Below are 22,427 nucleotides of genomic sequence, written 5' to 3'. Positions count from 1 at the left end.
GCGGCCGCGACAAGATCAAAGGTACTGCGCTCGATGAGTTTTCACTCGATCTACGCCCATGGATTTGCGCGCGTGGCGGCGTGCGTCACCACCTCCCATGTGGCAGATCCCTCCGCGAATGCTGAGGCCATCCTGGCGGCGGCGAATGCCTGCCACGAACAATCGGTGGCGGTCGCCGTGTTTCCCGAGCTGTGCCTGTCCGGTTACGCGATCGAAGACCTCGTCAAGCAGGATCCGCTGCTCGATGCGGTCGAGCGCGGGCTCGTGGCGATCGTCGAGGCCTCATCGGCGCTGATGACGGTCCTGATGGTCGGCGCGCCGCTGCGCTTTGGCAATCGCATCTACAATTGCGCCGTCGTTATCCATCGCGGCAACGTCCTCGGTGTGGTGCCAAAGAGCTATCTGCCGACCTATCGCGAATTCTACGAGGGGCGGCACTTCGCCTCGGGCGCCGGCATCGCCGGCGAGACGATCTCGTTTGGTGGCTTGCACGCGCCGTTCGGTATCGATCTGTTGTTTTCGGCCGAGGACGTTCCGGGCCTCACCATCGGCGTCGAGATCTGCGAGGATATGTGGATCCCGGTGACACCCGCCTCCGAGCTCGCGCTCGCGGGCGCCAGCGTGCTGATCAACCTCTCGGGCAGCCCGATCACGATCGGCCGGGCGCGTTCGCGCGCGCTGCTGTGCCAGTCGACATCGGCGCGCTGTCTCGCAGCCTACGTCTATTCCGCTGCGGGGGCAGGCGAATCGACCACCGATCTCGCCTGGGACGGCCAGACCTCGATCTACGAGAACGGCGCGCTGCTGGCCGCGGGCGAGCGGTTCCGCCAGGGCGGCCAGATCACCTATGCCGACATCGATCTCGACCTGCTCAGGCAGGAGCGCGCGTTGATGGGCACCTTCGACGACAACCGTCGGCAGCGCGAGGCGTTTTTCCGCAAGGTGACATTCGCCCTGAAGCCGCCGGCTGATGACATCGGCTTCCTGCGCAAGATCGAGCGCTTTCCGTTCGTGCCGAGCGACGAGAGCCTGCTCGAGCAGGATTGCTATGAGGCCTACAACATCCAGGTCGCCGGTCTCGTGCAGCGCATGCGCGCCACCGGTACCAAGCGCGTCGTGATCGGCGTTTCGGGCGGGCTCGATTCCACCCATGCTCTGATCGTTGCCGCCAAGGCGGTCGACCTGCTCGGCCTGCCGCGCCAGAACATCCTCACCTACACCATGCCGGGCTTTGCCACCGGCAGCGAGAGCAAGACCCATGCGCTGGCGTTGATGAAGGCCTTACAGACGAGCTGGCAGGAGCTCGACATCCGCACCACCGCGACGCAGATGCTCAAAGATATCGGCCATCCCTTCGGCAAGGGCGAGAAAGTCTACGACGTCACCTTCGAGAACGTTCAAGCGGGCCTGCGCACGGATTATCTGTTCCGGCTCGCCAACCATCATGGCGGCATCGTCATCGGAACCGGTGATCTCTCCGAGCTCGCGCTCGGCTGGTGTACCTACGGGGTCGGCGACCAGATGGCGCATTACAACGTCAATGCCGGCGTGCCGAAGACGCTGATCCAGCATCTGATCCGCTGGGTGATCTCTTCCAAGCAGTTCAGCGACGACGTCAACCGCACGCTCGGCGCGATTCTGGCAGCCGAGATCTCGCCGGAACTCGTGCCGGTGGAGGCCGGCGAGAAGCCGCAGAGCACGGAAGCGGCCGTCGGTCCCTACGAGCTGCAGGATTTCAACCTGTTCTACACGTTGCGCTTCGGCATGCGTCCGTCCAAGATCGCCTTCATGGCGCAGCATGCCTGGAAGGACGCCGCCAAAGGGGAGTGGCCGCCGGCCTTCCCGACCGATCGGCGCAAAGCTTACGAGCTGGCCGAGATCCGGCGCTGGCTCGAAGTATTCCTGCGCCGCTTCTTCGCCTTCAGCCAGTTCAAACGCTCGGCGATGCCGAACGGGCCGAAAGTCTCGGCCGGCGGTTCGCTGTCGCCGCGCGGCGACTGGCGCGCGCCGTCGGATGCGAGCGCCGCGGCGTGGCTCGAGGATCTGGAACGGAACGTGCCGACCTGATCGGGACGGCGGATCGACATGGAGATGAGCGATGTCGGCCGGGGATGGAGCAGAGGCGGGCGCGGAGGCCGGGGTCGTCAACGGCCTCTACATCTTCGACATCGAGATGCGTGATGGCAAGCGCGGACAGGCCAGGGGCGTGGTCATGCTCTGCGACGGGCGCATCATGGGTGGGGACAGCTATTTTTACTACACCGGCAGCTACACGTTCCGGAACGGCAAGTGGCGCGGCGACATGATTGTCAATCAGCATACTGAAGCCATCGGCAGGACGCTCGCATTCGCCGGCCGCGAGGTCACCTGCGGCTTTTCGGGGCACTATTCCGCCGGTGGCGCCGAGGTCGAAGGCATGGCGCTGGTCGGCAAGACCACCGTGACATTCACGGCCCGCCTCACGCTGAAGGACGCAATGTGAACCCGGCCTGATCCCTCCGCGTTCCTGCTCAGGAACCTTCGCACCCACAGAACGTTCGCGTCTGTTGTTGTGATTTCGAGGAGAGGGACATGCGCAGGCACTTAATGTTATCGACTGCAGCTATCGGACTGATGCTTGCTTCCGGCGTTGCTTACGCCCAGGCACCCGGTGAGCGCAGGGACGAACCGCGGCGGACTGAGGAACCGGCGAAGGGCGCCGGGCCGCAGCGCGGCGGAGCCCAGGAACGTGTTCAAGAGCGCGCCCAGGGCGCTCAAGAGCGACTCCAGGGCCCAGGCCGTGAAGAGAGGGGCGGCGCTGCCAAGCAGGAGGCGAGCGACGACAAACGCCAGTCACCGAGTTCTGCCGAGCGCAACCAACCAAAGACGAGGGATCAGGCACAAGACTCCCGCGAGCCTTCGCGCGATCGCAACCGTGAGGCGGAGGGCACGAAGCAGGGGCGCGACAGCAAGAGCAGTGCTGAGACTAAGCAGGACAAATCGGCGCCACAGAAATCAACGGCCGAGTCCGAGAAGTCCAAGACTGGCCAGCAGAACGAGCGGACTGGCGCCACAGCCAACCAGAACGAGCGCAACCAGGCCCAGCCGCCGCGCAATGCGGCCGAGCAACAGCCACCGGCGCAACAGAATAACAGGCCGGCCACCGCCACCGACACGAACCGGACAGCTCCCACCAACAATGCGCAGACCGCACCCGGCACATCTAGCACACAGACCAATCAGGCCACGCAGACCAACACGCAGGTCAATCAGCAGGCCCAGGTGACGAGCGAGAAGCAGGTCCGGATCTCCGAAACGGTCAGCCGCGCACGGCTGGCGCAGCCGGTGCGCAATCTGAACATCTCGATCCGGGTCGGCGAGACGATTCCCTCGCGCGTGCGGCTGCATCGGCTTCCGCCCGAGATCGTCTCGATCGAGCCTGCCTATCGGGACTACGAATATTTCGCGACGGAAGACGAGGTCGTCATCGTGGAGCCGCGCTCCCATCGCATCGTCAGCCAGGTGCCTCGTGATCCCTCGCGCGCCCGCGCCCAAATGGGCGGCAGCACCTCGTCATCAAGCATGGCTGCGGCTGGTGGAAACATGGTGAACTGCCAGGTCATGCGGCGTGATGCCTCCGGCAATGTGGCCCAGGCCGAACCGACAACCGTGGGTTCGACAGCGCGCACCGATTCCCCGAGCGTGATCGTGCAGATGCCCGGCGGCGGCTCGTCCGCGCCGATCGCCCTCGGCGCTCCCGCGGGCAACATCGTGGTCGCGACGCAAGGGCAGGGCGATTGCACGGTGACGCTGGAGCCGCAGACGCGCTAACCCAAAGACTACGTTGAAACAACAACGCGCCGCCCGGATGCCCCACCCGGACGGCGCGTTGCTGCGTTCAATCTAAAAAGTTTCGAGGTCCGGAGTGCCTAGGAGTCCGGACCTCGTCACCTTGCCCCAGCCTTCAATCCCCCGCCCCATGTGGTCCCCCAACCCCATGTAGCGCGATCAGAGGGTGATGCCCGTGGAAGTGGCCGCCGATCGATGTCCCGCGATGTACGCGAAGGTTGGTTAGGATTCCATTCCGGGTCACTACGGACTCGATACCGCTTGCCCTGTGTTCGTTCGGCATCGGTGCGCCCGTCGTGCCTGATCCGGAAGCGACAACCAGCAAGATGTCCACATCTCACCGGCACCTCTCAACCTGCATTTCACCAGCCTGTCATTGAACTGGTCTAGCGCTGCTCCCGTCATCGCTGACGGCCAAGGAGCAAGCCATGTCGAAGCCGGTGCTGGGCGCCGCATTGTCCATCAAATCGATCCCCGCGCATCGCGACTGGCTTCTGGAACGGCAACGCGATCTCGAGGTCCAGGATTTCTTCCGCGCCGATCTGCTCGATAGCGATTGGCGCAGCGCGGCGAGCGACATCAAGCAGATGCTCGCGGGCCACACCGGCCGGCTCGGCATTCACGGCCCGTTCTGGGGCTTCAAGATCGATAGCCACGATCCCATGATCCGTCAGGCCGTGACCAAGCGCCTGCTCCAGGGACTGGAAGCCGCCGAGTTCCTCGGCGCGACGCAGATGGTGATCCATTCGCCGTTCACGACCTGGGACCACAACAATCTCGATCTTTATCCTGACAATCGCGGCAATCTCGTCGAACGCGTCAAGGCGACGCTCGCCGAAGTCATTGCGCGCGCCGAGACGATCGGCTGCGAAATCGTCATTGAGAATATCGAGGACAAGGATCCGCGCGACCGCGTGCGCCTCGCCAAGGCGCTCGAAAGCAGTAAGGTCCGCGTCTCGCTCGATACCGGGCACGCCAACTACGCTCACATCTCCACCGGCGCGCCGCCGGTCGATTACTACGTCGAAACCGCTGGTGACATGCTGACCCATGTGCACCTCCAGGACACCGACGGCTTTGCCGACCGGCACTGGGCGCCGGGCGAGGGCAACATCCCGTGGGTCGCGGTGTTCCGCGCGCTGGGACGGCTGAATTCCAACCCGCGGCTGATCCTCGAACTCCGCAACCATGACGACGTCCGCGCCGGCGCAGCCCATCTCGCCGCGCTCGGGCTTGCCGAATAACCGACATCACAAAGGGCAGGGTCACCACCATGAGCAAGCTCACCCGTCGCACCATCCTGAAATCCGGCGGCGCTGCCGCAGGCACGTTGCTTCTGCCGCGCTTTGCGATCGGGCAGGCCGACAATCGTCCGTCGGTGACGGTCGCCGTGCAGAAGGTGACGAACGCCAACGTGCTCGACGTGCTGCGCGAGCAATCCAATGTCGGCGAGCGGGTGTTCTTCTCCTCGATCTGGGAAGGCCTGATCTCCAAGAACTGGCGCGGCAATCTCGAGGCCGTGCCGGGCCTTGCCACCGAATGGCGCCGCATCGACGACCAGACCGTCGAGCTGAAGCTGCGGCAGGGCGTCAAATTCCACAATGGCGACGAGCTCACGGCGGAGGACGTCGTCTTCACCTTCAGCCGCCAGCGCATGTTCGGCGAGACCGAGGCCAAGAGCCGCTCCACCATCCAGGCCTTCGAGAAGATCCCGACGCCGCGCCCCGGCAAGGAGCTGCCGCCGGATGTTCCCGCGGTCGCCCGCCGCATCTGGCCCGACCTCGTGCGCGTCGACGCCGTCGACAAGTACACGGTGCGCTTCTACAACGCGACGCCCGACGTCACGATCGAGGGCCGTCTGATGCGCTACGGCTCCGACATCATGAACCGTCGCGCCTGGGAAGAATCTGCGAGCTATCTTGAGTGGGCGCGCAAGCCCGTCACCACCGGTCCCTACAAGGTCGTGGAGCTCAAGCCCGACGTGTCGCTGACGCTCGAAGCGCACGACGAATATTGGGGCGGCCGTCCGCCGCTCAAGCGCATCCGCTTCCTCGAAGTGCCGGAGGTCGCAAGCCGCATCAACGGACTCTTGTCGGGCGAATACCAGTTCGCCTGCGACATCCCGCCGGACCAGATCGCCGGCATCGAGAAGAACGCGGCGTTCGAAGTGCAGGGCGGCACCATTCTCAATCACCGCCTGACCGTGTTCGACAAGAACCACGCCGTGCTCGGCAATCCGCTGGTCCGGCGCGCCTTCACCCATGCGATCGACCGCCAGGCGATCGTCGACAGCCTGTGGGCCGGCCGCACCCGCGTGCCGAAGGGCCTGCAATGGGAATTCTACGGCGACATGTTCAACGCCGATTGGAGCGTGCCGGCTTACGATCCCAAGCTCGCGCAGGATCTGTTGAAGCAGGCCAACTACAAAGGCGATCCGATCCCCTATCGCTTGCTCAACAATTACTACACCAACCAGGTCGCGACCGCGCAGGTGCTGGTCGAGATGTGGAAGTCGGTCGGCCTCAACGTCCAGATCGAGACCAAGGAGAACTGGTCGCAGATCATGGAGCGTGCGCCTAGGCGCGCCGTGCGCGACTGGTCGAACTCGGCTGCTTTCAACGATCCGGTGTCTTCGCTGGTCGCCCAGCATGGCCCGAACGGCCAGCAGCAGCAGATCGGCGAATGGACCAACACCGAGCTGAACAAGCTCTCGGAGTTCCTGGAGACCTCGACCGATCGCGCGGCGCGCAAGAAGGCGTTCCGCCGCATGCTGGAGATTGCCGAGCGCGAGGATCCCGCCTACACCGTGCTGCATCAGAACGCGACCTTCACGGCCAAGCCGAAATCGATCAAGTGGAAGGCGGCGCCCGCCTTCGCGATGGATTTCCGCGCCGGCAATTTCGAGGCCTGAGCGGTGCCGCCGCTGGTCAGCATCAGGGACTTGCGCGTCGCCTTTGGCGGCGTGCCGGTCCTGCGCGGCGTCGACATCAGCTTGCAGAAGGGCGAGGCTCTGGGCCTCGTCGGCGAGTCCGGGTCGGGCAAGTCGGTGACGTGGCTTGCTGCCCTCGGCCTCTTGCCGCGCCACGCCGAGGTCTCCGGCTCGGTGCTGCTCGACGGCCGCGAGATCCTCGGCGCGCCGGCCGCCGCGCTCGACAAGGTCAGGGGCGGGCGGGTCGCCATGATCTTCCAGGATCCGGCCAGCGCCCTCAATCCGGTGCTGACCATCCGCAGGCAGCTCTGCGAAGCGCTGGCGCTGCATCGCGATCTCTCGGGCGAGGCGCTGAAGGCGGAAGCCCGGCGGCTGCTCGATCTCGTCGGAATTCCCGATGCGGCGCGGCGGCTGTCCGCCTATCCGCACGAATTCTCCGGCGGCCAGGTCCAGCGCATCATGATCGCAATGGCGCTTGCCGGAAATCCCGACCTCCTGGTCGCGGATGAGCCGACCACCGCGCTCGATGCCACCATCCAGGCGCAGATCCTGGAGCTGCTCTCCACGGTCCGCCGCGAGATGAGCATGGCGATGGTCCTGATCAGCCACGATCTCGGCGTCGTCGCCGAGAACTGCGACCGCGTCGCGGTGATGTATGCTGGCCGCATCGTCGAGGAGGCGCCGAGCAACCAACTCTTCGCCGATCCCGTGCACCCCTATGCGCAAGGCCTGATCGGCGCGCTGCCGCCGCTCGATGGACCGCGGCGGCGGCTGACCGCGATTCCAGGCACCGTGCCCGATCCCGCGCACATGCCCGATGGTTGCGCCTTCGCGCCGCGCTGCATGCTGGCGGTCGAGCCGTGCGGCCTTGCCGCGCCGAGCCCGGCGCCGATCGCAGACGACCGCAGCGTTGCCTGCATCCGCGCAGAGGCCTCGCGCCGCGCGCTGCCCGGGATCGCCGCCGAATGAGCGTGCCCCTCGTCGAGGTGTCCGCGATCTCGCGCAGCTATGCGATGCGTTCCGGAATGTTCGGCCGCGCCACGGCGGTTCATGCCGTCGACGGCGTGTCGCTGACGATTCCCAAGGGTGAGACGCTTGGCCTCGTCGGCGAATCCGGCTCGGGCAAATCGACGACGGGCCGCATTGTGCTTGGCCTTGAGCCGCCCGATAGCGGCGAGGTGCGGTTCGACGGTAGGCCAATGGCTGCGCCGGGAACGGCTGCGTGGCGAGCCCAGCGAGCGCGCATGCAGATGATTTTCCAGGATCCGCTGGGCGCGCTGGACCGGCGGCTGCCGGTCGCGACGCAAATCCGCGAGCCGCTGGACATCCACGATCTCGGCGCGCCCGCCGAGCGCGAGCATCGCGTCCGCGAGCTGCTGCGTGCCGTCGAGCTGACACCGGCCCATAGCGCGCGCTATCCCGGTGCGCTCTCCGGCGGCCAGCGCCAGCGCATCGTGCTGGCGCGGGCGCTGGCCACGAAGCCCGATTTCCTGGTCTGCGACGAGCCGGTCAGCGCACTCGACGTCTCGATCCAGGCGCAGGTGGTGAACCTGCTTTGCGATCTCCAGGCGCAGCTGTCGCTGACGCTGCTGTTCATCAGCCACGATCTGCGCGTCGTCCGGCAGATCAGCAACGTCGTCGCCGTGATGTATCTCGGCCGCATCGTCGAGCTCGGCACCGCCAACGATCTGTTTGCGCGGCCCGAGCATCCTTATACGCAGGCGCTGGTCTCGGCCTCGCCCGCGCCGGGCCGCCGTAGCGCGAGCCGCATCGTGCTGTCGGGCGACCCGCCGAACCCGGCAGCGCGACCGCAAGGCTGTGCCTTCCACCCGCGCTGCCCGCGCGCGGTCGCGCGCTGCAGGAGCGAGGTGCCTGCACTCGCGGCGATCGGCGGCGACCGGCAGGTCGCGTGCCATCTCGTCACGGGCGCCGAAACGCGGGATGCAGCCTGATGGGACGCTATTTCGCGATCCGCATCGGACGCGCGGCGCTCACGATCGTGCTCGTCGTCACCTTCGCCTTCATCGTGCTGCGTCTCTCCGGTGATCCCGCGCTGATGATCCTGGGACCGGAGGCGCCACCGGAGGTGCTCGCGGCGTTCCGCAAGGCCTGGGGTCTCGATGATCCCATCTGGGCTCAATATTTCGACTATTTCGGCGCCATCGCCAAAGGCGAGCTCGGCCGCTCCATGCGCGACGGCCGCCCTGCGATCGAGCTCGTGCTGGAGCGCATTCCCGCGACATTGGCGCTGACCTTGCCGGCGTTCTTCTTCAAGGTGGCGCTCGGCATTCCCGCCGGCATCTACGCCGCGCTGCATCGGGGCTTGGCGATCGACCGCGTGGTGATGATGACCGCCGTTGCCGGTTTCACCGTCCCAAGCTTCGTGCTCGCGCTTCTGCTGGTCCTCGTCTTCGCCGTGCAGCTCGGCTGGCTGCCCTCGGGCGGGCAGGACAGCTGGCGCCACGCCATCCTGCCCATTGCGACGCTGAGCCTCGGCGGTGCGGCCGTGCTGGCGCGCTTCACCCGCAGCGCGATGCTGGAGGTGCTGGGCCAGCCCTACATCCGCACCGCCTCGGCCAAGGGCGTGCCGTGGCGCAAGGTCGTGACCTCGCATGCGCTGCCGAACGCGGCGATCCCCACCGTCACCATCCTCGGCTTCATGGTGGGCACGCTGATCGCCGGCGCGGTCGTGGTGGAGAGCGTGTTCGCCTGGCCCGGAGTAGGGCGCCTGCTCGTCGTCGCCGTCGCCAACCGCGACCTCGCCGTCGTGCAATGCATCCTGCTGCTGGTCGCCATGACCATGGTGACGTCCAACCTGATCGTCGATTTCCTCTATGGCTTCCTCGACCCGCGCCTGCGCACCAAGGGAGCGCATGCATGACCGACGCGACGCTGAAGGATACCGCCACACGCCGCCACATCAGCCTTCCGGCAATCCCGGTGTCGGTCGCACTCGCGATCACCTGGATCGTCGCGATGCTGCTCATCGCCGCCTTCGCCGAGAAGATCGCGCCCTACGGCTTCACCCAGCTCGATCTGCGCAACCGGCTGGCCGCGCCCGGCAATGCCGCGCACTGGCTCGGCACCGACGAGCTCGGCCGCGACGTGCTATCGCGTCTTCTGGTCTCGATCCGGATCTCGCTCCTGATCGCGTTCGGCGCCACCGCGATCTCGGCCGTGGTCGGCACCACGCTCGGCTTTCTCGCCGCGCATTTTCGCGGGTTCGTCGAGCAGCTGGTGCTGATGCTGACCGACTTCCAGGCCAGCATGCCCTTCCTGATCATGGCGCTGGCGGTGCTCGCCTTCTTCGGCAACTCGCTGCCGCTCCTGATCGGCCTGATGGGCCTGTTCGGCTGGGAGCGTTACGCCCGCATCGCGCGCGGCCTTGCGATCTCGGCCAATGCGCAAGGCTATGCCGCTGCCGTGCGCCAGCTGGGCGCGACGCCGTCGCGGATCTATCTCCGCCACATCCTGCCCAACATCGCTTCGACCCTGATCGTCTCGACCACCTTGGTATTCCCCGAGGTGATCCTGATGGAATCAGGCCTGTCCTTCCTCGGCCTCGGCGTGCAGCCGCCGATGACCAGCCTCGGCAACATGGTCGGCTACGGCCGCGAGTACCTGACCCGGGCGCCCTGGATCATGCTGGCCCCGGCGACCACCATCGTCGTGACCACGCTGGCGGTCTCCGTGATCGGCGACTGGCTGCGCGACCGGCTCGATCCGACGTTGCAATAGAAACTCCGTCATGGCCGGGCTTGTCCCGGTCATCCGCGACCTTTCCCCGGCACCAAGAACGTGGATGCCCGGGACAGGCCCGGGCATGACGACTGAGATCGCACTTGCCCCCGCGCCGGGAGCAGAGGAGCCCTGTCCGCCCCAAGTTCCCGTTGCGCGCGTTCCTGGCCTGCGCTATCCGGCCGGAAAGGCCTGAGGCGGCTCCACATTTTCCCGCCCTGGCTGCCAAACCCGAGGACGGAACCGCCATGCCAGCCTATCGCTCCCGCACCACCACCCACGGCCGCAACATGGCGGGTGCCCGCGGCCTCTGGCGCGCGACGGGCATGAAGGACGCCGATTTCGGCAAACCGATCATCGCGGTCGTCAACTCCTTCACCCAGTTCGTGCCCGGCCATGTCCATCTGAAGGACCTCGGCCAGCTCGTGGCCCGCGAGATCGAGCAGGCCGGCGGCGTCGCCAAGGAGTTCAACACCATCGCGGTCGATGACGGCATCGCCATGGGCCATGACGGCATGCTCTACAGCCTGCCGTCGCGCGAGCTGATCGCCGACAGCGTCGAGTACATGGCCAACGCGCATTGCGCCGACGGCCTCGTCTGCATCTCCAACTGCGACAAGATCACCCCCGGCATGCTGATGGCCGCGCTGCGGCTCAACATCCCCGCCGTGTTCGTCTCGGGCGGCCCGATGGAGGCCGGCAAGGTCAAGCTGCAGGGCAAGACCAAGGCCGTCGACCTCATCGACGCCATGGTGGCCGCGGCCGACAGCAAGGTCAGCGACGAGGACGTCAAGGTGATCGAGCGCTCGGCGTGTCCGACCTGCGGCTCCTGCTCGGGCATGTTCACCGCCAACTCCATGAACTGCCTGACCGAGGCGCTCGGCCTCGCGCTGCCCGGCAACGGCTCGGTGGTCGCAACCCATGCCGATCGCAAGCGCCTGTTCGTCGAGGCCGGCCACACCATCGTCGATCTCGTCCGCCGCTATTACGAGCAGGACGATGCGTCCGTGCTCCCGCGCAACGTCGCGAACTTCAAGGCGTTCGAGAACGCGATGACGCTCGATATCGCCATGGGTGGCTCGACCAACACCGTGCTGCATCTGCTCGCGGCCGCCCATGAAGGGCAGGTGGCGTTCACCATGAAGGACATCGACCGCCTCTCGCGCCGCGTGCCCGTGCTGTGCAAGGTGGCGCCGTCCGTCGCTGACGTGCATGTCGAGGACGTGCATCGCGCGGGCGGCATCATGGGCATTCTCGGCGAGCTCGACCGCGCTGGGCTGATCGACACTTCGGTCTCGACCGTGCACGCACCGACCATGAACGATGCGCTGGAGCGCTGGGACATCAAGCGCACCAAGAGCGAAGCGGTGCGCACCTTCTATCGCGCCTCGCCGGGCGGCATTCCCACCCAGGTCGCCTTCAGCCAGGAGCGCCGGTACGACGAGCTCGATGCCGACCGCGAGAAGGGCGTCGTGCGCGATCTCGAACACGCGTTCAGCAAGGATGGCGGTCTTGCGGTGCTTTACGGCAACCTCGCGCAGGACGGCTGCATCGTGAAGACCGCCGGTGTCGATGCCTCGATCCTGAAATTCTCCGGACCTGCGCGCGTGTTCGAGAGCCAGGACGCCGCCGTCGAAGGCATCCTCGGCGGCAAGGTCGTCGCCGGCGAGGTCGTGGTCATCATCTACGAAGGCCCGCGCGGCGGCCCCGGCATGCAGGAGATGCTGTATCCGACCAGCTATTTGAAATCGATGGGCCTCGGCAAAGCCTGTGCGCTCGTCACCGACGGTCGCTTCTCCGGCGGCTCCTCCGGCCTGTCGATCGGCCATTTGTCGCCGGAAGCGGCCGAAGGCGGCAACATCGGTCTGGTGCGGACCGGCGACGTCATTGCCATCGACATCCCGAACCGCAGCATCAGCCTCGAGGTCTCCGACGAGGAGCTCGCCAAGCGCCGCGCGGCGGAAGAAGCGAAGGGCGATGCCGCCTGGCAGGCGCAAGGCCGCAAGCGCAACGTCTCGACCGCGCTGCAGGCTTACGCCGCGCTCACCACCAGCGCCGCGCGCGGCGCGGTACGCGAGGTGAAGCGGCGTTCGAGATAGGTGCCTGATCGGTAGCGCCAAGCCCGCTTCATCGCTCCGAAAGGACGCGCGATCTCCTATCGGGAGCGCGCGCCGATGCACGGTTGCAGGTCGTGTAGGTGGAATGAAGCTTTGGAAAGAAACGGCCCCCGCCTCTGGGGGGCTAGTTGGGGGTGAGGCGAGGGCCGTTTGCGAAGTGGGCACCCGACGTGCGGGCTTGCCCGCCAGGCACCTATCACCATAATACATTTATCCCCAATCTGCTATTTAATTCTTATTTATTTCGTTTTGTTTATAATTTAATTGTGCCATCCTATGAGAACTGCGGAAGTTCATTTTCCGGATCTCGCCGGAGGCGGACGCCCTGTTCAGATTCGTCCGCAACGGTCCGGATTGCCAGTAGCGGAGTAAGCCATGAGTCACGCTCCATCAATCGTGCCGCAGCTGACCACAGATCGGGACGTCTATCTCGTGCTCGATGATTTCGGCCGGCGATTGGGCCGCGCCTGGTGTGAAACAGCGGAAGAGGACGCCAATCGCGCGACCCTGCTCAGGCATCTGGTCGAGGGACAATATCTCCATCCCGCCCGGGTCGTGGCCTTCAATACCGCGGAAGGATGGTCGCGAGATTGCACCGCGGAGATTGCCGACGAGTTGCGTCGCCGCTTTGTCGAATTCGAGGAGACCGATCCCTCGCTGCTGGAGTTCTTGGAACGAGCGGCGAGGCGTTGAAGCTCGACCTCGCAGAGGCGAGTAACGCTTGGGGGGCGCTCGAACGGATCACCCTTGCGATGTTCGATTGCCGGCTCGCGCTCCCAGACGTCACGCTGACTTCGATGCGAACGCACGGCGTGCGCGTTAATGCGCGTGGTCAATGAGTTCTTACCGTTCAGCCGCGAAGGGCCGTTCGCATTAAGGATGCCCGGACGAAGTTCGGCAGCCCTGGATTTTACCGCGTATACTGCGCCGACCTTCGCACATCCATTTCGGGCAACTGGGGCGCCGCCGCAATGTCTCGTACTCTCGCCGTTGTTTTCTCCACCGCCGTCGCCGTGATTTCCATGACGGGCGCAGCCTCCGCCGGCTGCTACAATTGCTACACGCCGCCGCCCTGTACGACCTGCTATCAGCAGCAATATGTCGCGCCGCAATACCGCACCGTAGACGAGACCGTGATGGTCTCGCCGGGCTCCGTCGTCGCGCACCGCACGCCGGCGCAGTACCGCACCGTGATGGTGCCGCAGACCGTGATGGTGGCACCGCCCAGCGTCCAGTACGAGCGCATCCCGCCGCAATACGCCACACGCCAGCGCGTCGAGATGGTCTCGCCCGGCTATTCCTATTACGCGCCGGTGCAGATGAACTGCGCATCCTGCGGCTACTGAGCTGAACCCAGTCACGACGAATAGTCGCGCGGCGCTCCTTGCGGGGCGCCGCGCTTTCTTTTGCGCGAGCCAAAGGTGAGGAGCTTTGAACCGCCGAGCGCGGAACGACACGAAACGGCATGAGCTTGTTTCTCGCCTCCCTCGAGCGACCGCAACTCGGGCTGGTCGCCGCTCTTGCTGTTTCGTTGATCTGCGTCATTGCGATCGTCTGGTCGGTCGGCTCCACCGACCGCGTCACCTATCTCGGCCCGGACCACGGCCAGGAACAGACGATCGCGCAGGTCCGCCTCAAGACGCTTCCGCAAGGGAGTTACGTGATCGAGCGAGGCGCGATCTACAAGGCTATGCGGGCAGGGTGCCGCTACGACGTCAATTACAGCCCGCAAGTTGGCCGCCACGTCAGCGCTCGTCAGAGGACCAAGTATATCCGGAGCGCCGTGCTGGTTGATTGCCCGTCCAGCTAGGGGTGGCTGATGGCGGCCAGTTTGACGAAGGAGCGAGCCGAGTGGCTGCTACATCTTCGGACGTCCTCGCACGTCGGACCGCCGCATTCTCCAAACGACAAAGGCCCGCCAGCATGAACGACGTGCACCAGTCGCGGCGGCGTCAATGACGAGACTTGCCTTCTCGGTTGAGTAGCTCCAGTCGTCGTTCGAGCTGGTCCTTCTTCGCCAGAATCCTGGCGGCGAGAATTTCGTTGACGAGGCTGTGGAGTTGCCACAGCTCTTCAAGAGGCATGCTCTCAAATGGCTTCCGCTCCATGGATCCCCCCGACTCACACGGGGCGATAGCTTGAAGTTAACAGACGGAGCCGGCAACCAAACGTCGGTCGAGCGCGAAGGTTATCTACACCTTGCTTCTGGGCCTTGGGGTTGTGGGATGCCGCGATGTCTTAAGTGTACTTGTCAGCCGTTGACCTTGAGTTGACTCGCCTTGCGTGAACCGGCAGGCCTTCCATTTACGTTAAGAATAGACCCTTCAAGCGAGCGGCACGCTCCTTGCCATGTGGACCTCCACAGCATGGAGGCGTGCACCGATGGGACAGCGTATTCGTATCTTGCGACGTCCAAAGCCCAGCTTGGCACATATGACTCGCCAACTGGTGAGATTGCTGAATGCGATCGAAGAGCTCGAAGAGCTGAGAGAAAGAGTCCGCCTCGCCGAGGCGGGCCGGGTGCTGCACTAGCCGTCCAGAAGCGGCTGGGCCATTCCTCGATCGCGATCACCATGGATATCTGGTGTCCCTTGATGCCAAACATGCACGGGAAGGCCACCGCGGCGGTTGACGTCGCCACGCGCGCCGCCATAAACAAGCGAACCGACGACGTTGGGTAGCAAAGCGGTCGCAGAGTCCTCGAAATCCCCTGCGGAGCGATGAAAAGCTAAACAATTTCAAGGCGTGGAAGGGTGGCCGAGTGGTTTAAGGCACCGGTCTTGAAAACCGGCGTGCCCGCAAGGGTACCGTGGGTTCGAATCCCACCCCTTCCGCCAAAATGCAAGAAAATCAACCACTTAGACGCTGGCTTGCACAAACGAACGCTCAGCGATCGCGTAGCTGCCATGCTCATTCGATCGCTGTTGGTCGCGTTCGTCGGCTAGGCCAGCCCCTGTTTATTGGCGGCCGGGACCACTATGGCCATCGGTACTCCTCGTGGATTCCATGAACCAATGTTGGGATCCGATTGGCAATGCAGCCGGACCATGCTGCTCGCGGGCACGATAGCAACGGGCCTTCACCTCTGAGCAGGGCCGCGAATGTGCCCGTGACCTGTAGTTCGAGCGCAACCAAACGGTGGAGTTCAGCAATCTCGTCAAGCACAACGCCTCGCCACCCGCTCGCTCTCCCGGGTGCAAGGGGTTACCCTCGTGTTCGTTCAGTCCATTGGTCAACTCGATCGCACGGGCAGCGCTCAATTTGTCTGCCGCTGTTCAACGGGAAGCGCGGTTGATTAGGAAATCGTCCAGCTTCCGGCCGCCTCGAAGCTGCGGCCGGAGCCATCGAGGCAGCCTACCGCGACCTGACCAAGTCTCCGCCGGGTTCTTCGGATTGCAATATTTGGGACGAACCGGCGGATATGGACGACGTTTACGATCGAACCGTTTGGCCTCGTCGGCCAGTCCAATTTTGACGAGCCGTTCCTCCAACTGAGCTTTCTGCAACAGGAGCTTCTGAGCGAGGCTGGCGGCCACCTGTTGGTGAAGCGTCCAGAGCTCGTCGAGGGAGAGCGAATTTAAATGCTCGGTGTTCATGGTTCGATCCAAACTCTTGGGTGAGGCCCAGGCAGACAAGTCGGGAATGACGAAGCACACAAGCGGTCAGTTAAAGTTTGTCGTACAATCCACATTTAAAACGAGGGAGGTTGCAGGGAGAAAGGCACGACAGCGGTAATATCGTGGCGAAGCATTTAATTTGATGCGAGTTGCGAAACGCAGATGGCTCGGTTGATTGCGCGCGCCGGGTGTCGCGCCCCAAAGGTGCTGGATGGGCTGATTAATTCGGCGAGGAGCACAATTAATCCATCTCGCGGTCAGATTTGGGCCGGACGCGGGCCCATGTTGCCGCGAAGGCTTATGCCCGGTTGGGGGGGCGCAACATCGGGAGAGTTTTCGATGTCCGGTCATTTGCGATCCTATTTCTCCTGTTTGGTCCTGGTTGGAAGTCTTTCGGCGGCACCTGCGTGCGCGAACCCTTTTGCTGACTTGTTCAACATTGCTCCTCGCGAGCCCGCAGCAACCCCGTCGGCGCAGCCGGAATGCATGCCGAGGCCCGGCAATTCGCCTGGTGTAGGCCAGCGCTGGGTGTATCGGCGCGACGGTCACCGCAAATGCTGGTTCCTGGCTGAGGGCATCCCAACGGTACGAAAGCCGGTTCATGGTCGTGTGACCAACCGCGCCGCCAGTCTAGACGACGAGGCCGCGCGGCGAGGGCGGAGCCCAATGATCGATGCGCGCGCGGAGTTGCCGAGCTCTTCGCCGGCTGAGAGGGCTCCGACGCCGCCGGTAGGCGAAGTCAAGGTGGCTGACGCCTCTTCTGTCTTCGATGCTGGCACGCCGGCCCTGATGCCGGCGGCACCCGTCACGGATCTTCCCAGCGGCCAGCTCACGCCCGAGCGCGCGGTGCCGCTCCTCGTGGAGGTGGAGAAGCTCTCTGAGTCCGCGAGAGCTGACTCACCAGCTGTGCCAATGGGTGCGCGCGATGAAGAGGTGCATGACGACGCGCGCAGCAGGATGGCAACCTGGCTAGGTGTGCTGCTGATGACGGTCGGGGGCTTCTCAATGTTGAGCTCGAGCCGCGCGCTTCGGCACGCAGTGAGATTACGGCACTGACGCGCTCAGCGCGCGACCGGTGAGCTCACGCTGGTATAGCCGAATTGCCACACGTACAATGTTCCGCCAGCCTGCAGTCAGTTTGTCACTGCCTGAGACAGACATTCGACTATGATGATGGTCCCCTTTGGGTGGGACGGCCATCATGCGGTACAAAGTGTTCGTGGTGGACAGCAACCGGCGAGTGATCTGCGCCGCAAAGCTTGACTGCATTGACGAAGAGGCGGCGAGACGTCGAGCGGAGCAAATGCAGGGCGAGCACGACGTGGAACTTTGGGCAGGTGATCGGCTCGTTGCGGTTTTTCAAGGTGCAACGTCGAACGCAAATCGGTGCAACCGCCTGTCCTGAGCGGACGGCCGGTCTCGCTGCCGAATTAGTTCACCGCTCTTGCTCTGCTGCCCGGACCGGCAAGCCGTCTTCTGCCGATTTTTCTCTCCTCTACACGTCGGAGCTTGCTTCGAAGCTTCTTCACTTCTATCAGCGCCGCCACGAGCGCTTGGCGTCGTTCACTCAGAACGGCACGGGCATAGATCTGACGCATACTGGTCATGACAGATCTCAATTGACTTAGAAGTCGACAAGAATGGGGAAGATAAATCGCTCGGCCGAACCTCAGTGATCCGAGGCGGCAGCCGCCAGATGCTCCCAATACTCTGCCTCAGCGAGCAGTTTCCAGCTTCTCTCCGGTTGGAGCGCAGCAGTCTGTCGGCAAAGCAACGCCATCGCGCGAAAGCGGCGGGCAGTTTCCATTCCAGCCTCCCATGTTTTGCCCAGCATATTTTTTAATTCTGTGATTGAGTCATCATGATTATCTCCTATAATCAAATTATAATCGAAGAGGCAGTTAATCAGCCTTTCGTTCCACGCGGCTGCAAGTAATTACTTTCGGTTGACCCTTGTCTCGAATGCTGCGTTACAAGGAGCTGTTGCGTTTTCCAAACGCGTTTCCACACAATCGCCTCGTGTCGAGTGCGCACGAAGCAGCAACACGATTGTGCGAAGCTATCGGAGGTAGAGCCCGTCCGTAAGCGTCCGTTCATCGCGGCTTAGCGCGACCATGGCCATGCGAACGACGGTTGCGGTTTTACAGCTTGTGGCTTGGCAATTGGCGCAGGCTTTGGCGCCTGGGCGACATTGGCCGACTGCCGCGGACGCGGCAATGGTATTTCAGGCATGACCCTTGGCTTTTCTGAGATCGTGTTCGTGACCTCAGGCATCATCTCCTTTGGCGCTGAGGCATTGGCCGTGACGCGGTCGAGTTGCTCTTGGTTTGCGTCGAGGCGATCGTTGAGCGTTTGGCTTTCGCGTGCCATCTGGGTCTGGATCGCTCTGACCTCGTCGATGACACGGCTGCTACCTGCGATTTCTTCCTGGCTCGCCCTAAGTTGGCGCGCGACATTTTCATTGTCGTGGGCCAATTTCTCTTGCACCACCTTCAGCTGTTCGACCGCTGTCCTCAAGGCAGCGAGATCGCGCGTCATCGACTGAAGCTGCTGCGCCAAGTCGGAAACCAACGCGATTGCAGACGGCGCCGCGTCTTTCGGCGGCGCGGCTTCTCCGGGGCCCCGCGTCAGAGGTGCAGGGTCCGGGGGTGCCGTCATCGCCGGATGCGCGGAGGACGACCACCACCACCAAGCAGCAATGGATGCTGCCAACAGAGAGCAGACGAAAGCCACGGGAGGCTGTTTCAGCGATTGATGGTTCTTTGTCGGCTGGGCGCGAGACGTCTCCATGGGCTGCCGGACCAAGGGACCGTCTTCCGCCTTGCGCGCCAAGTGCGAAAGTTCCTCCGCGATCTGCCGTTCCGCGACGCTGTCGTCCCGCGTGGAAGCCATTTGGTGCTCCATATGAATTCTTGACGACGGTGCCGAGTTTTATTTTTTAACACAATTTTAATCGCCGCGCTCGGGCTAGGCGTCGTCGGCAAATGGGTCCGATCGCCGAAAGTTCGAGGCCGATCGAGGGGAAAAGCGCCTAAACTGGCCCAGAATTCAATTGCGCTTTTGCTCCACGGACGAAGACGCCTCGGTTCGAGCCGAGAAGCTTTTAGGTCCACATCCTGCTGTCGAGGTCTAGGCGGGACCTCGAAGGGTCATCTGCGTAGTCTCGCGACTTGCGGCGGAGGAGGTGGCTTGAGGAGTAAGCCGCTACGTTTGGGGTGCAGCGGAGAGTCCCACACCTCGGCCGGTCAAACGCGACTGAGACACCCCTTCCGCCACGACTTGGAATGTCCAGCCCGGACACCGGTTCTTCGATCGTCACGACGCTCCGGTGAAGCAGCCCGATTGCGAACCAGCGAGACCGCGCGTCCGCAGTCATTGACTCTAGGCAGCCGGCTCCCGGGGCGGGGGCACCATGGCGAGCTGGTGTCTCACGCTCGGCCGCTGCTGCATTCTCGCGTACCAGGCCACAAGCGCCTCGCACTCGACAGGGACCGGCAGCTTCACAAGGCTCGCAAAAATCAGGCCGCCGACGACGGTGATGTCGGCCATCGAGAAAGCCTCACCGGCGACGAAGGGCTGTTGCCGCAGGACGGAATCGAAGTAGCGCATCCCCCTCACGGCCTTGTCGCGCTGACGCAGGCCCCATTCCTCGTTCTGGTAGATCTCAACCTGCGGGCCGAGCCCCGGCGTCGCGTGGTGGAAGTAGACGCTGATGGCATCCAGCAGCTCCAGCTCGGCACGCTTGTTCATCATGTGGATCACGCCCCTGTCACGCGGCGTAGTGCCCGTGAGAGTCTGGGCCGCATCGAGCGCGTCCAGATATTCGGTGATCGCCGTGCACTCGGCAATCAGCGTGCCGTCGTCAAGCTCGAGCACCGGAAGCGTGCCGGAGTAGTTTTTGGTGGCGAGGAAGTCGGCGGTCTTGTGCTCGCCTTTCCGCAGATCGACCGTCACGAACTGGACGGCCGATTGCAGGTTCTTCTCGGCCAGAGCAATGCGCACGCGGGCTGGATAGGGACCGGTCGGCCAGTCGTAGATCTTCATTAGAGCTCTTTCTTGTCTACCTGTCACTTGGTAGGTAAAGCTAGGCCTTGGGTTTTGTGGGGTCAAGCTCTATCTGTCAGTTGGTAGGCTGCTTCAAGCCGATGTGAGGAGACATGAGTTCAAGTGCCAAGGAGGCCATCCTCGCAGCGGCCAAGCAGACAGCGCAGGCCCACGGCTATGGCGGCCTGAATTTCCGCGATCTCGCCGAAGAGGTCGGCATCAAGGCCGCGAGCATCTACCATCACTATCCGAGCAAGGCCGAACTCGGCGCAGCGGTGGCAAAACGCTATTGGGAGGACACCGCGGCTCAACTCGAAGCGATGCTGAGTGACAGTCCCGATCCGCTACAGTGCCTCAGCCAATATCCAGGCCTGTTTCGCAAGGCCCTGACGCGCGACAATCGCATCTGCTTGTGCAGCTTCATGGCGGCCGAATACGACGACCTGCCGGCTGCAGTGAGAAAAGAGGTGCAGGCATTCGCCGAAGTCAACGTGGCGTGGCTGGTCAAGGTTCTGTCCGCTGCGGCCGTAGTTGGTCCGGAACATATCCAGGCGCGCGCTCGCGCCATCTTCGCAGCTGTGGCCGGCGCGCAGCTCATGGCCCGAAGTCGCTCGGATATCGCGCTGTTCGATACCGTGATCGAAAGCTATCGCGCCGCGGGCTTGTTGCCAGCATAGTTCCAAGGCAGCAGAGTGAGCGATGCGATGCGTCCGCCACCGCGACAATCGGCCATATCGCGATTGTTTCCGAATGTTTCGCGATCGTGTTAGCCAACGTGCACAATCAAAAATGTGCCGGGCCCACCCGAATGAAATTCGTCAAGAGAGTAGGGCGCAAGCTGTTCAAGCCTCGCGACGTCATCGCGGGATATGAAAACCCGGAACTGGTCGAAACGATCTTTCTCAAGACGGTCAACTACAAGCCGAGCAGCTCCGCCTGGCCGCTCGTCGTCGGCGCAAAGACGGTTCTCGATTTCGGAGGGGGCGCCGGTCTGCATTACAAGCTCGCGTGCCGGCAGTCCCAGGACATTCGATGGGCCGTGGTCGAGACCCCAGCCATGGTGCGGCGTGCGCGGGAGCTTGCCACCGACAGGCTGATGTTTTTCGACCGTATCGAGGAAGCGGCGGACTGGTTGGGCGGTGTCGACCTCGTGCATTCGAACGGGGCCATACAATACGTCCCGGACCCGCTGGAAACCGTCAAAGCGCTCTGCTCCGTCCGGCCGGCGATGTTGGCTTGGCATCGCGTCCCGATCAGCGACGAGATCAGGCGCGAGGTCCAGACCTCGTATCTGAGCGACAACGGTCCGGGAGAGGCACGCGCGTCAAAAGAGAAGCTTGTCAGATACGAGCGGACTTGGATCTCAGAGCAGGCGTTCATTGGAGCTCATGACGGCTTTCGTCTCACCGAGCAGAGTTCGGATCCCACGGAGCGGGGCACTCAGCAATTCAAGTTTGCGCGTCACGTACGTGCGGAGTGACTTCCTCGGTAGTGCCTCGCGCAGCGATCCCGCCCGGAAGATCGCTTCCTGACCACGCGTCCGGAGACGCCGATAACATGCCGGGCGCAGCAGGAACGCAAGCGGATCAGAAAACTTAGCCCGCGACGAAGCTTCAGAGCGGGCGACCATGTTCTTCCTTTTATCGAATCGTCTGGGATGTCTCGGCTCGCTGCTGATCTCCGGATTGGTCACCGTCGCGCTTCTTTTCCTGTTCGGGATCGTTCGGTTCTAAGCGCCAGCGCGTGCGTCCATTGATCCTGCGCGCCTTTGGGAACACTTCGGAAGCTTCAGGAACTTGCCTCTTTCTCGCCTGTTGTTCGCATTCTCGTCCATCCAGGGAGGGCGCTTTGGAAAGTACGATCATCGGGGAATTCGACACGCGCCGCGGCGCCGAGCTTGCGGTTGAGCATGTCGTGCAGGAATGCGGCGTGCCGCGAGGCGACGTCTTCGTCCAGCCCGTCGGCAACGCGAATACGGTGGGAACGCAGCCGTCAGGCAGTGACGTCAAGGCTGCGCCGACACCGGAGGGGCGACAGAAGCTGGAAGGTCCGATTGAGGTCTCCGTGGATTTTCACGGCGATGCTCCTGAGAAAATCGCGGACGCGTTGAGGAGTGTCGGCGCGAAGACTGTCCGCACTAGATGATGCCGATGC

General features: G+C 63.7%; 21 protein-coding genes and 1 tRNA gene. 18 read left to right on the top strand and 4 right to left on the bottom strand.

Annotation, left to right across the window (positions count from 1 at the left end; all coding sequences use genetic code 11):
• Nucleotides 1-33: 33 nt before the first annotated feature.
• The 13 genes from LPJ38_RS24820 to LPJ38_RS24760 all read left to right on the top strand — a co-directional run bounded on the left by LPJ38_RS24820 (nucleotide 34) and on the right by LPJ38_RS24760 (nucleotide 14,422).
• Nucleotides 34-2,067: an NAD(+) synthase gene (locus tag LPJ38_RS24820; RefSeq protein WP_145633763.1), complete on the top strand. Its 2,034-nt coding sequence runs from the start codon at nucleotides 34-36 to the stop codon at nucleotides 2,065-2,067.
• A gap of 31 nt (nucleotides 2,068-2,098) precedes the next feature.
• Nucleotides 2,099-2,482, top strand: a complete 384-nt coding sequence (locus tag LPJ38_RS24815; protein ID WP_145633760.1) for a GrlR family regulatory protein — start codon at nucleotides 2,099-2,101, stop codon at nucleotides 2,480-2,482.
• A gap of 89 nt (nucleotides 2,483-2,571) precedes the next feature.
• Nucleotides 2,572-3,810, top strand: a complete 1,239-nt coding sequence (locus tag LPJ38_RS24810; protein ID WP_145633757.1) for a DUF1236 domain-containing protein — start codon at nucleotides 2,572-2,574, stop codon at nucleotides 3,808-3,810.
• 446 nt (nucleotides 3,811-4,256) lie between these two features.
• Nucleotides 4,257-5,072, top strand: coding sequence for a sugar phosphate isomerase/epimerase family protein (locus tag LPJ38_RS24805; protein WP_145633755.1), 816 nt, complete (start codon nucleotides 4,257-4,259; stop codon nucleotides 5,070-5,072).
• 29 nt (nucleotides 5,073-5,101) lie between these two features.
• A complete protein-coding gene (locus tag LPJ38_RS24800; protein WP_145633752.1) occupies nucleotides 5,102-6,739 on the top strand; it encodes an ABC transporter substrate-binding protein in 1,638 nt (545 codons plus the stop codon).
• 3 nt (nucleotides 6,740-6,742) lie between these two features.
• On the top strand, nucleotides 6,743-7,726 hold the full coding sequence (locus tag LPJ38_RS24795) for an ABC transporter ATP-binding protein (protein ID WP_145633751.1): 984 nt from the start codon (nucleotides 6,743-6,745) through the stop codon (nucleotides 7,724-7,726).
• A complete protein-coding gene (locus LPJ38_RS24790; RefSeq protein ID WP_145633748.1) occupies nucleotides 7,723-8,709 on the top strand; it encodes an ABC transporter ATP-binding protein in 987 nt (328 codons plus the stop codon). Before LPJ38_RS24795 ends, LPJ38_RS24790 begins: the two co-directional genes overlap by 4 nt.
• Complete coding sequence (locus LPJ38_RS24785; protein WP_167520486.1) at nucleotides 8,709-9,638, top strand: ABC transporter permease; 930 nt, start codon at nucleotides 8,709-8,711, stop codon at nucleotides 9,636-9,638. The genes LPJ38_RS24790 and LPJ38_RS24785 overlap by 1 nt, the downstream gene beginning before the upstream one ends.
• On the top strand, nucleotides 9,635-10,495 hold the full coding sequence (locus tag LPJ38_RS24780) for an ABC transporter permease (protein ID WP_145633744.1): 861 nt from the start codon (nucleotides 9,635-9,637) through the stop codon (nucleotides 10,493-10,495). Before LPJ38_RS24785 ends, LPJ38_RS24780 begins: the two co-directional genes overlap by 4 nt.
• 248 nt (nucleotides 10,496-10,743) lie before the next feature.
• Nucleotides 10,744-12,594, top strand: a complete 1,851-nt coding sequence (gene ilvD / locus LPJ38_RS24775; RefSeq protein WP_145633742.1) for a dihydroxy-acid dehydratase — start codon at nucleotides 10,744-10,746, stop codon at nucleotides 12,592-12,594.
• A 393-nt stretch (nucleotides 12,595-12,987) separates the two neighbouring features.
• Nucleotides 12,988-13,305: a hypothetical protein gene (locus LPJ38_RS24770; protein ID WP_145633739.1), complete on the top strand. Its 318-nt coding sequence runs from the start codon at nucleotides 12,988-12,990 to the stop codon at nucleotides 13,303-13,305.
• A gap of 329 nt (nucleotides 13,306-13,634) precedes the next feature.
• Nucleotides 13,635-13,958 (top strand): hypothetical protein, encoded by a 324-nt coding sequence (locus LPJ38_RS24765; protein WP_060736072.1) that lies wholly within the window; start codon nucleotides 13,635-13,637, stop codon nucleotides 13,956-13,958.
• A gap of 119 nt (nucleotides 13,959-14,077) precedes the next feature.
• On the top strand, nucleotides 14,078-14,422 hold the full coding sequence (locus LPJ38_RS24760; protein ID WP_145633737.1) for a hypothetical protein: 345 nt from the start codon (nucleotides 14,078-14,080) through the stop codon (nucleotides 14,420-14,422).
• A gap of 142 nt (nucleotides 14,423-14,564) precedes the next feature.
• Here the strand turns inward: LPJ38_RS24760 and LPJ38_RS24755 are convergent, their stop codons facing one another.
• Nucleotides 14,565-14,720, bottom strand: coding sequence for a hypothetical protein (locus tag LPJ38_RS24755; protein ID WP_167520485.1), 156 nt, complete (start codon nucleotides 14,718-14,720; stop codon nucleotides 14,565-14,567).
• A 639-nt stretch (nucleotides 14,721-15,359) separates the two neighbouring features.
• On the opposite strand from LPJ38_RS24755, the gene LPJ38_RS24750 reads away from it, so the two are divergent.
• Nucleotides 15,360-15,449 (top strand) — tRNA-Ser (locus LPJ38_RS24750).
• A 438-nt stretch (nucleotides 15,450-15,887) separates the two neighbouring features.
• Here LPJ38_RS24750 and LPJ38_RS24745 read toward each other — a convergent pair.
• Nucleotides 15,888-16,208, bottom strand: coding sequence for an H-NS histone family protein (locus LPJ38_RS24745; protein ID WP_145633734.1), 321 nt, complete (start codon nucleotides 16,206-16,208; stop codon nucleotides 15,888-15,890).
• A 687-nt stretch (nucleotides 16,209-16,895) separates the two neighbouring features.
• Here LPJ38_RS24745 and LPJ38_RS24740 point away from each other — a divergent pair.
• On the top strand, nucleotides 16,896-17,285 hold the full coding sequence (locus tag LPJ38_RS24740; RefSeq protein ID WP_231088397.1) for a hypothetical protein: 390 nt from the start codon (nucleotides 16,896-16,898) through the stop codon (nucleotides 17,283-17,285).
• Between the two features lie 1,047 nt (nucleotides 17,286-18,332).
• Here the strand turns inward: LPJ38_RS24740 and LPJ38_RS24735 are convergent.
• Nucleotides 18,333-19,121: a hypothetical protein gene (locus LPJ38_RS24735; protein ID WP_145633724.1), complete on the bottom strand. Its 789-nt coding sequence runs from the start codon at nucleotides 19,119-19,121 to the stop codon at nucleotides 18,333-18,335.
• Nucleotides 19,122-19,610: 489 nt separating this feature from the next.
• Nucleotides 19,611-20,273: a glutathione S-transferase gene (locus tag LPJ38_RS24730; protein ID WP_167520484.1), complete on the bottom strand. Its 663-nt coding sequence runs from the start codon at nucleotides 20,271-20,273 to the stop codon at nucleotides 19,611-19,613.
• 113 nt (nucleotides 20,274-20,386) lie between these two features.
• Between LPJ38_RS24730 and LPJ38_RS24725 the strand changes: the two genes are divergently transcribed.
• The 3 genes from LPJ38_RS24725 (at nucleotide 20,387) to LPJ38_RS24715 (ending at nucleotide 22,418) form a co-directional block, all read left to right on the top strand.
• Complete coding sequence (locus LPJ38_RS24725) at nucleotides 20,387-20,950, top strand: TetR/AcrR family transcriptional regulator (protein ID WP_145633721.1); 564 nt, start codon at nucleotides 20,387-20,389, stop codon at nucleotides 20,948-20,950.
• A 131-nt stretch (nucleotides 20,951-21,081) separates the two neighbouring features.
• On the top strand, nucleotides 21,082-21,753 hold the full coding sequence (locus LPJ38_RS24720; protein ID WP_145633718.1) for a class I SAM-dependent methyltransferase: 672 nt from the start codon (nucleotides 21,082-21,084) through the stop codon (nucleotides 21,751-21,753).
• A gap of 272 nt (nucleotides 21,754-22,025) precedes the next feature.
• The gene (locus LPJ38_RS24715) at nucleotides 22,026-22,418 is read left to right on the top strand and encodes a hypothetical protein (protein ID WP_231088396.1); all 393 of its coding nucleotides are present in this window, start codon (nucleotides 22,026-22,028) and stop codon (nucleotides 22,416-22,418) included.
• The last annotated feature ends 9 nt before the right edge of the window (nucleotides 22,419-22,427 follow it).

Source organism: Bradyrhizobium daqingense (assembly GCF_021044685.1).
GTDB classification, from domain to species: Bacteria; Pseudomonadota; Alphaproteobacteria; order Rhizobiales; family Xanthobacteraceae; genus Bradyrhizobium; species Bradyrhizobium daqingense.
Note: the sequence above shows the minus strand (reverse complement) of the source record. Positions and strands in the feature narration are given on the sequence as shown.